The 14,244-nt window shown below is 72.7% G+C and carries 10 protein-coding genes; 9 read left to right on the forward strand and 1 reads right to left on the reverse strand.

Translation table 11 applies throughout. The features are described from left to right. The first annotated feature begins 79 nt into the window (after window positions 1–79). The 7 genes from ACFVQ3_RS14540 (at window position 80) to ACFVQ3_RS14570 (ending at window position 7,313) form a co-directional block, all read left to right on the forward strand. Window positions 80–1,204 (forward strand): glycosyltransferase family 4 protein, encoded by a 1,125-nt coding sequence (locus tag ACFVQ3_RS14540; protein ID WP_387640309.1) that lies wholly within the window; start codon window positions 80–82, stop codon window positions 1,202–1,204. A 141-nt stretch (window positions 1,205–1,345) separates the two neighbouring features. Next, window positions 1,346–2,533: a polysaccharide ABC transporter ATP-binding protein gene (locus ACFVQ3_RS14545; protein ID WP_387640312.1), complete on the forward strand. Its 1,188-nt coding sequence runs from the start codon at window positions 1,346–1,348 to the stop codon at window positions 2,531–2,533. Window positions 2,534–2,535: 2 nt separating this feature from the next. After that, window positions 2,536–3,354, forward strand: coding sequence for an ABC transporter permease (locus ACFVQ3_RS14550; RefSeq protein WP_387640314.1), 819 nt, complete (start codon window positions 2,536–2,538; stop codon window positions 3,352–3,354). 20 nt (window positions 3,355–3,374) lie between these two features. Next, on the forward strand, window positions 3,375–4,577 hold the full coding sequence (locus ACFVQ3_RS14555) for a glycosyltransferase family 4 protein (protein ID WP_387640316.1): 1,203 nt from the start codon (window positions 3,375–3,377) through the stop codon (window positions 4,575–4,577). Then, a complete protein-coding gene (locus ACFVQ3_RS14560) occupies window positions 4,574–5,734 on the forward strand; it encodes a GNAT family N-acetyltransferase (protein ID WP_387640319.1) in 1,161 nt (386 codons plus the stop codon). Before ACFVQ3_RS14555 ends, ACFVQ3_RS14560 begins: the two co-directional genes overlap by 4 nt. Before the next feature lie 29 nt (window positions 5,735–5,763). Further along, window positions 5,764–5,952 carry a hypothetical protein gene (locus tag ACFVQ3_RS14565; RefSeq protein ID WP_138823125.1) on the forward strand — a complete coding sequence of 63 codons (189 nt, stop codon included), beginning with the start codon at window positions 5,764–5,766 and terminating at the stop codon, window positions 5,950–5,952. 128 nt (window positions 5,953–6,080) lie between these two features. Beyond that, a complete protein-coding gene (locus ACFVQ3_RS14570; RefSeq protein WP_387640322.1) occupies window positions 6,081–7,313 on the forward strand; it encodes a GNAT family N-acetyltransferase in 1,233 nt (410 codons plus the stop codon). Here ACFVQ3_RS14570 and ACFVQ3_RS14575 read toward each other — a convergent pair. After that, on the reverse strand, window positions 7,285–11,700 hold the full coding sequence (locus ACFVQ3_RS14575) for a LamG-like jellyroll fold domain-containing protein (RefSeq protein ID WP_387640325.1): 4,416 nt from the start codon (window positions 11,698–11,700) through the stop codon (window positions 7,285–7,287). The genes ACFVQ3_RS14570 and ACFVQ3_RS14575 overlap by 29 nt on opposite strands. A 208-nt stretch (window positions 11,701–11,908) precedes the next feature. Here ACFVQ3_RS14575 and ACFVQ3_RS14580 point away from each other — a divergent pair, with 208 nt between their 5' ends. Together ACFVQ3_RS14580 and ACFVQ3_RS14585 are read left to right on the forward strand one after the other, a co-directional pair. Further along, a complete protein-coding gene (locus ACFVQ3_RS14580) occupies window positions 11,909–13,267 on the forward strand; it encodes a hypothetical protein (protein WP_387640328.1) in 1,359 nt (452 codons plus the stop codon). A 210-nt stretch (window positions 13,268–13,477) separates the two neighbouring features. Continuing rightward, window positions 13,478–14,215 carry a hypothetical protein gene (locus ACFVQ3_RS14585; RefSeq protein ID WP_387640331.1) on the forward strand — a complete coding sequence of 246 codons (738 nt, stop codon included), beginning with the start codon at window positions 13,478–13,480 and terminating at the stop codon, window positions 14,213–14,215. Window positions 14,216–14,244: the final 29 nt, after the last annotated feature.

Here is a 14,244-nt window from a genome sequence, read left to right on the forward strand (position 1 = left end):
CCGGGTGGGGCGACCGGCCGAGGATTTCACCCTCACGGCGGGGCCGTCCGGGCAGGGGGCCATCCCCTACGCTGACCGCATGGACACGGACCCGCCCGACGCCGCCCGTGCCCGGGGCTCGGTCCTGTGGCTCAGCAACGAGACCCCCGACCGTGACGGTCAGGGCGGCCAACGACGCCAGTACTTCCAGATCCGTGCCCTGGTCCGCGCGGGATGGTCGGTCCACGTCATGACGCTCGCCGGGGACCAGGACGACACGAACCTGCGGGAGATCGCGACCGTCGAGCGCTTCGCGCCCTTCCTCCACAAGCGACTCCCCCACCCGACCCGCTACTTCCTGGCCCGCCGTCGCGCCCGCTCGGGCCGGTACGACCACGTGATCGTGGCCCACCTCGAGTCCTGGGCGCTGCTGCGCGGAGCAGGGCGCCGGCTCGGTGTCCCCGTCCTGGTCGACGTCCACAACGTCATGAGCCCCTGGCTGTCCCGGTACGGCAGGACGCGTGAGGCCGCCACGTTCCGCCGGATCGAGGACCGCGTCCTGCGCGACGCCTCGGCCGTCTCGGTCTGCTCGCCCGCCGAGCTCGACCGCCTGCCGGACGGGGGGTCGGCGCAACGGATCGTCGCCCCGCACGGGATCGACGAGTCCGAGTGGCCTCCGCCCCCCGCCGCCGCCCCGCCGCCCGTCGTCGGCATGTTCGGCAACTGGTCCTGGACCCCCAACACCGCCGGGATCGCGTGGTTCGCCAAGGACGTGTGGCCCCGCGTGCGCGACGCCGTGCCCGACGCCGAGTGGCACGTCGCGGGGAGCGGCACCCCCGCGCGGTTCACCGACATCGAGGGCTTCCGCGGGCTCGGGCGCGTCCCAGCGCTCTCCGACCTCACGGCGGTCTCGCGCGTGGTCGGCGTGCCGGTGCGCGCCGGGGTCGGCGCCCCGGTCAAGTTCGGCGAGGCGCTCGCGACCGGGTGCCCGGTCATCGCCACGACCGACGGGGCCAGCGCCCACCCGGGCTCGCCCGCCCGGGTCACCAACGACGCCGACGAGTGGGTCGAGTGGCTCGTCGAGCGGCTGGGTCCCGATGCGGCGCTCGCCGAGGACGAGGGTCGACGGACCTACCGCTGGGCGATGGACGAGCTGCCGTGGGAACGCACGACCGCGCCGATCGCCGACTGGCTGTCCGAGAATTCCACCCGCTCCAGGCCCTGATACGGCGCCCGCCCGCTGATAGTGTGCCCGTGTCGCTGGAGGCCCGGTTCTCACCGGTCGAGACTCCACCGACCACCACACGATCCGCAGTCGCGCGGACACCATGCCGAAGGGGACACCGTGGCGGATCCCGCTGTTGCCGTGAAGGGCCTTGGCAAGTCCTACCGCATCGCGAAGAGCGGCTTCCGGCCGACGACCGCCGCCGAGGCGATGATCAACCGGGTCAAGCACCCGCTCCACAAGCCCGAGTACGAGGACTTCGAGGCGCTCAAGGACGTCGACTTCGAGGTCCCGTGGGGCGAGGCGCTGGGCATCATCGGTCGCAACGGTGCGGGCAAGAGCACGCTCCTCAAGCTCCTGACCCGGATCACCGCGCCGTCGGCGGGCCGCATCGAGCTGGGCGGCCGCGTGGGCAGCCTGCTCGAGGTCGGCACCGGCTTCCACCCCGAGCTCACGGGACGCGAGAACGTCTACCTCAACGGCACGCTCCTGGGCATGCGCCGCAAGGAGATCCAGCGCCGGTTCGACGAGATCGTGGACTTCTCGGGGGTCGAGAAGTTCCTCGAGACCCCGGTCAAGCGCTACTCGTCGGGCATGTACGTGCGCCTCGCGTTCGCCGTGGCCGCGCACCTCGAGACCGAGATCCTCGCGATCGACGAGGTCCTCGCGGTCGGTGACGCCGAGTTCCAGGCCAAGTCGCTCGCCAAGATGCGTGACGTCGCGCGCGACGGTCGCACGGTGCTGTACGTGAGCCACCAGGCACAGACCGTTTCCGCGCTGTGCACCCGTGCGATCTACCTCGACCAGGGCAGGCTCACCTACGCGGGCAACGTCGAGGACGCGCTCGCCGAGTACCGCAACAGCTTCACGAGCTTCCACGTCGCCCAGCAGGACGCGTCCAGGCGGGCCGGCACCGGCGAGCTCCGCTTCACCGAGGCGACGATCGCCGAGGAGACCATGGAGCCCACCGAGGACAAGGTCATCGAGTTCGCCGTCAACGCCAACCCGGACCTCGTCGGCAGCTACTTCGTCTCGTGCCACGTCAACGACATGAACGGCAACATCGTCGTCCAGTGCGACTCGCGCCTCGTCGGTCTGTGGCTCGACCCGACCGTCCCGCAGCGCGGCGCGCTGACCATCAAGGACCTGTGGCTCAAGCCGGGCAAGTACACGTACGACCTGTACGTCTGCAAGACCGGCATCCTCGACGCCTGGGAGGGGGCCGGGGCCTTCGAGGTCCTGCCCAACCCGCCATACCCCGAGGTCACGTCCGACGAGGCCCTGACCCACGGCATGGTCCTGGCCGACTTCCAGTACGAGAGGTGGTGACGATGAGCAAGACCGTGATCACCCCGCCCGGGCGGTGGGACCTGCCGTCGGTCAAGGAGCTGTGGGAGGCCCGCGAGGTCCTCGTCAGCTTCGGTCGACGCGACGTCCTGCTGCGCTACCGGCAGACCGTGATCGGTGTCGCCTGGGTCGTGCTGCAGCCGCTCGCCGCGGCAGGGATCTTCGCGATCGTGTTCGGTCAGGTCGCGGACCTGCCCAGCAACGGCGTCCCGTACTTCATCTTCGCCTTCGCGGGCCAGCTCGCGTGGAACGTGTTCAGCGGCGTCGCGAGCCGTTCGTCGTCCTCGCTCGTGGCGAACCAGTCGCTCGTGTCGAAGGTCTTCTTCCCGCGCATGCTCGTGCCGCTCTCGACGATCCTCGCGGTGCTGGTCGACTACGCCGTCGCGTTCGGGCTGTTCGTGATCCTGCTGTTCGTCTACGGGATCAACCCCGGCTGGCCCATCCTGCTCCTGCCGTTCTGGACGCTCCTGGCCGTGCTGCTCGGTGCCGCGATCGGCGTCGCGAGCTCGGCCGTCATGGTCAAGTACCGCGACGTCGGGTACGCGCTGCCCTGGTTCATCCAGATCCTCATGTACGCGACCCCCGTCGCGTACTCGTTGGAGGCCGTCCCGGCGAACCTGCTGTGGATCTTCAACATCAACCCGCTCACGTGGCTGCTCGAGGGCTTCCGCTGGTCGCTGCTCGGGCAGGCGCCCCCCGAGGCGTGGCAGGTCGTCGCCCTGGTCGTGGTGTCGGGGCTCGCCTTCACGGGTGGCGCGCTGATCTTCCAGAAGCTCGAGCGTGGCTTCGCCGACGTGATCTGACCCGGTCAGGAGGGGTCCCGATGAAGCGGTCCGACCAGGCGCTGCCCGCACGCGAGCACGTCCACGTCCTGACGCCCGGCGACCACTACTCCCCGCGGACGGGGAGCGCGGTGCCCACGGTCGTGGACGGCCTGGTGCGGGGTGCGTCCGCCGGTTCCGCGCCGTCGTCGGTCGTCGTGGCCCGCGGCACCTACCCGGACCGCTACGACGGTGCGCAGCTCATCGAGTACCCGCAGGCGTCGGCACGGCCCTGGGAGCGCTACACGGACGCGGCCGCGTCGCGCGTGGGTCTGCCTCGCCACGGGGCCCGTCGCGCGTTCGCGGCGACCGTCCGCGACCAGGCCGCGTGGACGCCGTCGTACGTCTTCGCCCACAACGCCCCCCAGCTCGTCCCGCTCGTCGACGCCGACCGGCACCTGCCCGTGCTGTACGCGCACAACCAGCTCCTGCGCACGTACGGCCACCGCGAGCTGGCCCGCACGCTCGGGCCGGTGCACCGCATCGTGTGCGTGAGCGCGTTCCTGGCCGACGAGACGACGGCGCTGCTCCCACCCGGTCTCCGTGACCGCGTGGTCGTGGTCCACAACGGGGTCGCCGCTCCGTCGGCGAGCGACGCCGGCCCCCCGGTGGGCCGCTCGGCGCGCGGCGACGCCCTGCACGTGGTGTTCGTCGGTCGCGCCATCCCGGACAAGGGAGTGGACGTCGTCGTCGACGCGGTCCGGCGCCTCGCGCGCGCCGACGTGCGGCTCACCGTCGTCGGAGCCGCGGGCTTCGACGCCGCGGACCCCCTGACGTCGTACGAGCGCGACCTGCGCCGACGCGCCGCGGGCACGACGGTCCCGACGACCTTCACGGGCTTCCTCCCCCGTGGCGAGGTGCGTGACGTCCTGCGCACGGCCGACGTCGTCGTGGTCCCCTCGCGCTGGGCCGAGCCCTTCGCCCTGACGGCGCTCGAGGGCATGGCCGCGGGAGCCGCCGTCGTCGCGTCGGACGTCGGCGGCATCCCCGAGGCCGTCGGGGACGCCGGGATCCTCGTGCCACCCGACGACGTCGCGGCCCTCGCCGCGGCCCTCGCCGCGCTCGCGGACGACGAGGCTCTGCTCGGCCGCACCCAGGAGGCTGGGCGAGCGCACGCTGCCGACATGGACTGGTCCCACGCCCGCGCCCGGCTCGACCAGGTCCTCGGCGAGGCGTGGGCGCACAGCCCCGGGGGGACGGCATGAGCCCGGCGGGCGTCGTGAGCGCCCGGACGCTGCGCCTGGGCGACGTGACGGCCCACGAGGCCGAGCGCTGGGCCGACCTCGTGGACCGCGCGCTCGAACCCAACCCGTTCCTCTCCCCCGCCTACCTGCTCTCGGCATCGCGACGGCTCGCACGGACCGCCGGGATCGTGCTGCTCGTCGTCGAGCGCGACGACCGGATGATCGCGCTCCTCCCCCTGAGCCGCGACGAGCGGTTCCACGGCACGCCGCTGCGGTACGCGACGACCGCCGGCGCCTTCCTCAAGGACGACGCCCCGCTCTGCGCCCCCCTCGTCGACACGGAGCACGCGGCGACCGCGCTCGACCACCTGCTCGCCTTCCTCGCGGACCGGCGCAACGGGTTCCCGCCCCTCGTCGAGCTCACCCTGCTGCCCGGCGAGGGCGCGCTGAGCGAGGCCCTCCACGACGCGTGCCACCGCGCCCACGTCCCGATGCTCGAACGGTCCCGGTTCGAGCGTGCGTTCCTCGACCGGGCGAGCGACGCGCCCGCCCCGCGGGAGGCGCTCAGCCGCTCCAAGCGCAAGCAGGTCGAGCGTCTGGCCCGTCGCCTCGAGGAGTCGACCGGTCGTCCTCTCGTCATGGAGGACCGAGGGGCGGACCCGCGGGCCTTCGAGGACTTCGTCGCGCTCGAGGCCTCGGGCTGGAAGGGGGACGTCGACCAGGACGGCGGCGCGCTCGGCGTGACACCGGGAGCCGTCGAGTGGTTCACGGACGTGACCGACGGCCTGCGCGACCGCAAGAACCTCCACCTGCTCACGCTCGTCGCGGGCGACGACGTGGTGTACATGTCGATGCTCCTGGGCGCCGGCGGGACGCTGTACTCGCTCATGGACACGTACGACGAACGCTTCGCGAAGTTCAGCCCCGGCGTGATCGGGCGCGTCATGGAGCAGGAGTTCGTCCTCGGGAGCACGACCGCGGACCGGTTCGACCCGTGCCTGCACCCCAAGAACGTCGGTCCGAGCGGCCTCTACCGGGACCGCCGGACGCTGGTCGGAGTCGTGCTCGCGACGCGCGGCGTCCTCCCGCGCCTCTTCGTGCGGTCGGTGCCGACCCTGCGTCGCCTGCGCGACCGCTTCGTGGGCACGCCGCGCGAGTCGCTCGAGGACGCGTCATGATCGGGACGACACCCGGCGGAGGACGAGCGATGGCATGGAACGACCGCGGCATCCTCGCCGCGACGCTCGGGCACACGGGCCGGGCATGGACCGACGCGTCCTCCGACCCGGCGCCCGCTGCCCCCGTGTACCTCCGTCGCACGGCCTACCGTGGCCCCGAGCTCGGCCTCCTGCACCCCGGTGAGGGCCCGCCGTCGGGCCTCCCGACGGTTCGCTGACACCTCCTCTCCTCCCTCTCCGGGTCGATCGAGGATCTTCTCTCGCCCCCGCCGCTCCCCCCGCGCTGCCCGCAAGGGCTCGCTCCGCCGTGCGGCCCTTCGTGCCGCCTCCCCTCGAACGGGAACCCATGACTTCGAACGACTCGCCCCGCCTGTCCGTCCGCCTCGTCGCGGTCTCCACCCTCGGCCCCGACGACGTCTCCCGCTGGAGGGACCTCGCCGACCACGCCGCCGAGCCCAACGTGTTCTACGGGCCCGACTTCCTGGTCCCGACGGCCGCGCACTTCGACCACGACCGCACCCTGCGCCTGGTGGTCGTCGAGTCGGACGGCACGTGGCTCGCGCTCATGCCCTACGAGATGGTCCCGGCGAACCGTCGGTGGCCGCACCGGCACGCGTCGAACGACGGGCCGATCCTCAACCAGTTCACGTCGCTCGGCGTCCCGCTCCTGCGCGAGGACGACACCCGGCGCGCCGCGACCGGCCTCGTGCGGGCGTTCCGACGGTTCTCGCACGAGCTCGGCGGGAGCATCGAGATGGCGTTCGTCTCGGGCGACGGGGCGGGCGGTGCCGCCCTCCAGCGGGCGTTCGCCGACGAGGGCTCGACGCTCCACGTCTGGGGCGGGGACGCACGGGCCGCGGTGCGCTTCGGCGAGGTCGAGGAACCGGGGAGCTTCGGCTACCTCCCGAGGTCGCGCGCCAAGGCCGTCCGTCGTCGGGCCCGCCGCCTCACCGAGGCCGCGGGCGTCCCGGCCGAGCTCGACACGCTGACGCTCGACGTCGTCGAGGACCCCGCCGAGTTCCTCCGGTTCGAGCTCGAGACCTGGAAGGCCGACCCCGACCGCAACGGGGTCGGCTTCTCCCGGCTGCGCGAGGGGCCCGAGTGGTTCGTCGACGTCTTCCAGGCGCACGCCGCCGCGGGCAGGGCGACCCTCCTGGCCCTGCGCCCCGCGGGCGAGACCCTCTACATGGCCGCGTTCCTGCGGTCCGGAGGCACGCTGTTCGCCTGGTACGACGAGTACGCCGAGAAGTGGGCGCAGCACGCGCCCGGCGTCCTGGGCCGCCTGCTGACCGTCAAGAGGTTCGCCGCCCAGGGCGACCTCGACCTGCTCGACTCGTGCATGCACCCGTCGCTGTACCCCGACCAGAACGAGCTGTACCCCTCGCGGCTGCGCACGGTGTCCTTCACGGCCGCGCTGGGACGCTGGCCGAGCCAGCTGCTGCTCAGAGAGATCGTCGCGCTCGGCCACGGCCGTCGCGTGCTCGCTCGGCGGGTCCGAGCGGCCCGCGCCGAGCGCCACGCGCGGGGCGACCGGCCGCCGCCCCGGGACGTCAGGCCGGCGGTGGCGTCTGCGTCCTGAGCATGGCGACCTCGGCTGCGCTCAGCGCGCGGTCGTAGAGCCGCACGCCGTCGACGGCACCCTTGAGCGGGAGCGTGCCGCCGGGTTGCCCGCCCAGCAGGAGCGGGAGCGTGTTGACCCCGACCGACGCGGGGCCCGCGACGTTCCCCTGCTCGACCCCGTCGACGTACAGGCGCATCCGCTGGCCGTCGTAGGTGCCCACGAGGTGCACCCACGTGCTGCCGTCGGACGGGTAGGTCGACGTGGCGTTGACGCGGAACGTGTCGCCCGACGTCGCCTGGTTGAGTCGCAGGAACGCCTTGCCGGCGCTCGAGAGGCCGAGCTCGAACCCGTCGGTCGCGCTCGGCGCGGCCTTCTTGACGACGTACTGCGTCGCGACCTGCTCGGGCCGCACCCAGGCGGCGACCGTCAGTGCGGTCGAGACGTCGAGGGCGTTCGCGTCGGGGATCGTGACCTTGCCCGTCGCCCCGTCGAACCGCAGCGCGGACCGGCCACCGGCCGTGACCCAGGTGGTCCCGCCGGAGAGGACGCCGGCGTTGCCCCAGCCCGACGAGTCGGCCGCGGCGAGGCCGGTGCCCTCGTCGAGGTCCCAGGCGCCGCGGAGGCCGCCTGCGGGCGCGACCTGGACGGTCGCCGTCGCGACGTTCGACCAGAGCCCGTTCGCGCCCACGCGGAACGTGAAGCTCGTCGTCCCGACGAAGCCCGCGGCGGGCGTGTAGGTGAACGCCCCCGTGGCGGGGTTCGTCACCGCCACCGTGCCCGACGACGGAGCCGCCACGACCTCGAACGTCAGGGCCCCGCCGCTCGGCGAGCTGCCCGTGAGCGTGCCCGTGACGGGTGTCCCGCTCACGGTCGACGCGGCGACGTCCTGCGCGACGGGCGGTGCGGCCGGCGGCTGGACGGCCTGGTGGAGCGCCGCGACCTCCGCCGCGGACAGCGCCCGGTCGTACAGCCTGGCCTGGTCGACCGCGCCCTGGAAGGGGTACAGGCCGTCGGGCTGCGCACCGATCGTCAGCGGCAGCGTGTTCACGCCCACCGAAGCAGGCCCCGCGACGTTCCCCTGCTCGACCCCGTCGACGTAGATCCGCAGCCGCTGACCGTCGTACGTCCCCGCCAGGTGCACCCACGTGGTCCCGTTCGTCGGCAGCACCGACGTCGCGTTCACACGGAACGTGTCGCCCGACGTCTTCTGGTTGACCCGCAGGAACGGCTTCCCAGCACTCGAGATACCCAGCTCGTAACCGTCCGCAGACCCCGACACCGCCTTCTTCACCACGTATTGCGTCGCCGACCGCTCCGGACGCACCCACGCCGACACCGTCAACGCCGACGACACGTCCAACCCGTCCGCATCCGGCACCGACACCCGGCCCGTCGACCCGTCAAGACGCACGGCCTTGCCGTCGATCCCGGTCACCCAGGTGGTGCCGCCCGACAGCGTCCCGGCCTGGCCCCAGCCCGACGAGTCGGCGGTCGTGGTCCCGGTCCCCTCGTCGAGGCCCCACAGGCCCCGGATCCCCGCAGCCGAGGTCACGCGCACGGTCTGCGTCGCGACGTTCGACCACGTCGTCCCCGCCTTGACGCGGAACGTGAAGCTCGTCGTCCCGACGAAGCCCGCGGCGGGCGTGTACGTGAACGCCCCCGTGGCGGGGTTCGTCACCGCCACCGTGCCCGACGACGGAGCCGCGACCACCTCGAACGTCAGCGCACCGCCGCTCGGCGAGCTGCCTGTGAGCGTGCCCGTGACCGCCGTACCCGTCGTGGTGGTGGAGGCCCCGTCGGTCGCGACCGGGGTCGTGGGCACGGGACCGCTGCCCTGGACGAGCTCGGCGACCTGGGCCGCGGTGAGCGCCCGGTCGGACAGGCGCACCGAGTCGACCGCGCCCTGGAAGGGGTACAGGCCGTCGGGCTGCGCACCGATCGTCAGCGGCAGCGTGTTCACGCCCACCGAAGCAGGCCCCGCGACGTTCCCCTGCTCGACCCCGTCGACGTAGATCCGCAACCGCTGACCGTCGTACGTCCCCGCCAGATGCACCCACGTGCTCCCGTTCGTCGGCAGCACCGACGTCGCGTTCACACGGAACGTATCGCCCGACGTCTTCTGGTTGACCCGCAGGAACGGCTTCCCAGCACTCGAGATACCCAGCTCGTAACCGTCCGCAGACCCCGACACCGCCTTCTTCACCACGTACTGCGTCGCCGACCGCTCCGGACGCACCCACGCCGACACCGTCAACGCCGACGACACGTCCAACCCGTCCGCATCCGGCACCGACACCCGGCCCGTCGACCCGTCCAGACGCACGGCCTTGCCCGCCTTGCCCGTGACCCAGCTCGTGCCCCCGGTCAGCGTGCCCTGGAAGCCCCAGCCCGAGGAGTCGACCGCGAGCACGCCCGCGCCCTCGTCGAGCTCCCACGTGCCCCGGGCCCCGGCCACCGCCGTGACCCGCACGCTCTGGGTCGCGACGTTCGACCACGTCGTCCCCGCCTTGACGCGGAACGTGAAGCTCGTGGCCCCCACGAAGCCCGCAGCGGGCGTGTACGTGAACGCCCCCGTGGCGGGGTTCGTGACCGTCACCGTGCCCGACGACGGAGCCGCGACGACCTCGAACGTCAGCGCACCGCCCACCGGCGACGACCCCTTGAGGGTCCCGGTCGCGGCGACCCCGACGGACGTCGCCGTGAGGCCGGCCGTGGCGACCGGACCGCGCGGGTCGATCCACGGCAGCCGGGCCGTGCCCGCGGTCGAGCTCGAGGCCGCCATGACGAGCGTCGCACCCGGCACGTTCTGCTTGGCGCCCGTGACGTTGTTGTACGTCCCGTCGAGCACGGTCGTGGCGTTCTGGGAGAAGCTGATCGACGCGAGCGGCGTCACCTTCTCGATGATGTCGTCGAGGACCTCGCTGTGCGTGTAGACGACGCGCAGGAGTCCCGTGACCTCGTCGATCTCGACGATCGGGCGCGTGCCCAACCGGTCGACCTCGTAGATCGGGTCCCAGGCGCCGTTCGGGCGACGGACCAGGAGTCCGATCACCGTGGCCCCCGGGGAGTCGTACGACGTCTTGACCGCGGCGTAGAGGGTCCCGTCCGCCGCGACCGCGACGTTCATGTGGTCGTCGGCCATGCCGTCGCCGAGGTTCAGGGCCGACGACTGCGCAGGCTTCTCGTCGGCCGTCCACGTCCCGGGCGCGGCGCCGTCGACGTGCGTGCGGAAGCCGAAACGCTCGGTGCTCTGGTTGGACCAGAGCACCCCGATCTTCCCGCCCGGCAGAGCCGTGACCATGCCGATGTCGTCGTCCAGGACGCCCGAGGCCACCGTGACGGGAGCGGAGAACGAGGAGTACGGGGAATCCGCGTAGCGCGCCTGGATGCTCGTGCTCGTGTCCGAGACCAGCCACAGCCGACCCGTCGAGTCGACGTCGATCGTGCCCGTCTCGCTGCCCGGCAGGGACACCGTGGTCGCGGTCTGGCGCTGCGACCACGGCTGGTAGGAGTTCGAGGAGGCGACGTACTCGACCGAGACGAGCGACGTCGTCGGGCCGTGGAGAAGGACGTGTGCGACGTCGCCCACGACCTTGACGTCCGCGCGCACGTCGGTGCGGTCCGAGATGCGTACGACGTTGGTCCAGGTCCCGGCGGTCTGGTCGTAGCGCCAGACCCAGGTCCCCGCGGGGGTCGTGCTCGTCGACGCGAGCGCGGCCCACCAGGTGTCGTGCGCGAACCACAGCTTGGACTGCGGCTTCTCGCCCGTGTTGCCGCTCAGCGGGACCGCCGTCGTGGTCAGGGCGGTCTCGGCGGCCAGGGCGCTCGGCCCGCTCGGGGCGGCGTCGAGCGACGGTGCGGGCTCCTGCCACGCCAGGGTCACGAGGCCCGGCTCGCCGGCCTTGGTGCCGACCTCGACGAGGTACTCCTCGCCCTCGACCGCGTCGAACGTGACCCGCGAGGTCGAGACGTCACCGTCGTCGTCGTTGGTCGCGACCACGGTCTTCGGTGCCGACGCCCGGCGCACCGCGACCGTCGTGTCGAGCTCGCTGCCGCTGGTCGAGAAGCTGATGGGCCCCGACGCCGGAGCCGTCCACCGCCACCACAGCGACTTCGCGACCGTCGACGGCGTCTCCGGCCCGGCACCGTCCGCCGAGAAGTTGGGGGCGACGTCCTGCCCGACCGTGCCGCCGATCGCACGGCTCTCCGACCGGCTGTCGCCCTGGACCGCGGTGACGGGGACCGGCGAGGGTGAAGACGCCGAGGTCGGCCCCACGTCCCCCGTCACGACCGATCCGGCCGTGGCGAGGACGAGCCCGGCGACCACGAGGGGCGCCACGGCGCGCGCGATCCTGCGGCGGGCGGTCGTCGTTCGACGGGGCGGTCCGTCGGGGCGTGCCGTCATGATCGATCCTGTCCGGAGTCACTGGTGGTGGTTCCGTACGCGACGAGCGACGGCTCGCGACGTACCCCCGGAGCGGCCACCATGTCCCATGGAACCATCGGCGCGGAATCCTGCGGAAGGTCGACGGCCAAACTTCACCCGGGCGAGAGCCCGCTCCCAGCGCGTCGCAGCCCCGCGCGACGCACGAGGTGTGCGTTACTGTCGCGCCATGAACCGTCCCGGCAGCGACCTCGACCCTGCGCGGACCGAGCCCCCTGCCCGGACGCCCGTCACCTCGTACGACCCCGCGCACCTGACCTACCGGTGGTCACCCGCGATCGGCGCCTTCGCCCACCAGTACGACCGCGACCTCCAGCTCCTCGTCGTGTGGTCCGGGGGGCGGGCGCACGAGGCAGAGATCCTCGAGCGCGTCGCGGCCGACTTCATGGTCCTCGCACGGATCGAGGTCCGGTGGAGCCCCGAGAAGATGGTCAACGACTTCGAGCGGCTCTACGGGCAGACCCTGTGGGGCACCTCGCCCAAGCACGAGGAGGTGGGCGACGGGCCGTTCCTCCTGCTGATCCTGGAGGACCACGCCCCGGCCTACTCCTACCGGCAGAACGTCACGGGCTACGTCGAGCTCACCAACGTCAACGTCGCACGCGTCAAGGCCGCGGCCCGGGCGCTCACGGGTGGGTACCGCATCCACTCGAGCAACAACATCCGCGAGTTCTTCCGCGACGCGACGCTCGTCCTGGGTCCCGAGCGCCTGCACGAGATCATCGCGCAGGACGGTCCGGCCGACGGCACGTCGGTGCTCGCGGAGGACGTCGTGGGCAGCCACGGCTGGGACAGCCTCGACCAGGTGTTCCGCACCCTGCGCTGGACGTCCCGCTACGTCGTCCTGCGCAACTTCGACGACCTCCCGGGAAGCCTCGAGGACGACCACGAGATCGACGTGCTGTGCGACGACCAGACGGACCTCGCGGCCGTCCTCAACGCGACCGAGGTGTACCCCGGCCCCGAGGGCGCGCAGTTCCGGACCCTGGTCGGGGGCGAGGAGGTCTTCTTCGACACCCGGTACGTGGGCGACGGCTACCTCGACACCGAGTGGCAGCGCGAGATCCTCGCGCGCCGCGAGTGGCGCGACGGCCAGGTCGCGGTGCCCCGGCACGACGACCACCTCTTCTCCTTGCTCTACCACGCCAAGGTGCAGAAGCCGGCCGTCAAGCCCGCCTACGTCGGGCGGCTCACGCAGCTCGCCCTCGACGTCGGGCTGCCCGAGCAGGTCGCGCGCACCCTGACGCAGGACGAGGTCGCGGCCTCCCAGCTCGACGGGTACCTCGCGGGGCACGGGTTCACGGTGCCGCTGCCCGTCGACCCCGCGGTGCACCGCAACGCCGAGTTCCTCACGCTCTTCCGCCTGACGCCGCTCGCCGACCCGCCGCTCAAGGTCGCGACGGCCGAGCTGTGGCAGTCCGCGAAGCGCAGCCCCGTGGCCCGGGCACTGGGCAGGTCCCGCGTCGTGCGGGGTGCGTACCACCGGCTGCGCTCGGCCGTCCACGCGCTCAAGGACCGCCGGGCCTGACGGACACGGCGGCCGCCGTCGGCGGGCGCCCGCGGCGGGCCTCGCGCACACCCGCTGGACGGAGCTGTCGACGACCGCGCAGCCCTCGCGCGTGCCGATTTCGCCCGCTCTCGCGGTGTCCTGCCATGGACCGGCCGCAGGGCTCACCGCTACCGTTGCCGGATCGATCGTGGGGGTCCGCGACCGCACACCACCAGTCGAGGAGTCGTCATGAGCATGCCTGCCGTCCAGGCGGAGGGGCCGCCCCGCTCGCTGGTCCGCAGGGTCGTGGACCGGGCGCGGATGGTCTACATCTTCGGCAGCCCCGTCGGCGCGACCTTCGTCAAGGCCACCGACCGCTCGGTGACGGTCTACACCACGACCCACGGGCGACCCACGGTCTCGAAGTACTTCGCCCGCACCCGCGTCGGCAAGGACGCGTTCCTCGCGGAGAAGGCCACGGGCGACCTCTTCGGCGACCGGCCGTGGCGCATGCCCGTGGTGCGGTGGCACCGCCGCGGGTTCACGGTCCCGCGCCTGCCCGACGAGTCCCGCCTCGACGTCGCCGGGCAGCAGCTCTCGCGCGACGACCGCGTCGACATGGGGGCGTGGACGCTGGAGGTCCTGCTCGAGATCTACCTCACGGGCAACCTGCACGGCGACCTGCAGCCGCACAACATCTGGATGCTCGACGGCAGGCCCGTCGTGACCGACTTCGAGACGTTCGGGCCGCGGACCCCGGGCATCCCGTTCCTCGACTCGGGCGACATCACGGGCAACGACCCGCGTCCTCGCGACCGGAGCCTCGACCCGGCGTTCGACCCCGAGGACGACTGGTCGTTCCACCACATGCTCGGCGTGAGCCTCCAGGACGCGGTCGACGCCCTCCGGCCCCGGCTCGTCGCCGCGAGCGCCCAGGACCCTGCGGCCCTCGCAAGGCTCGAGGCGCTCGACGGGGTCCGCACCTAGGCCGGACGTCCGTACCTCGGCCGGACGCG

Origin of the sequence: Oerskovia sp. NPDC057915, assembly GCF_042887685.1 — a bacterium.
Taxonomy (GTDB): Bacteria; Actinomycetota; Actinomycetes; order Actinomycetales; family Cellulomonadaceae; genus Oerskovia.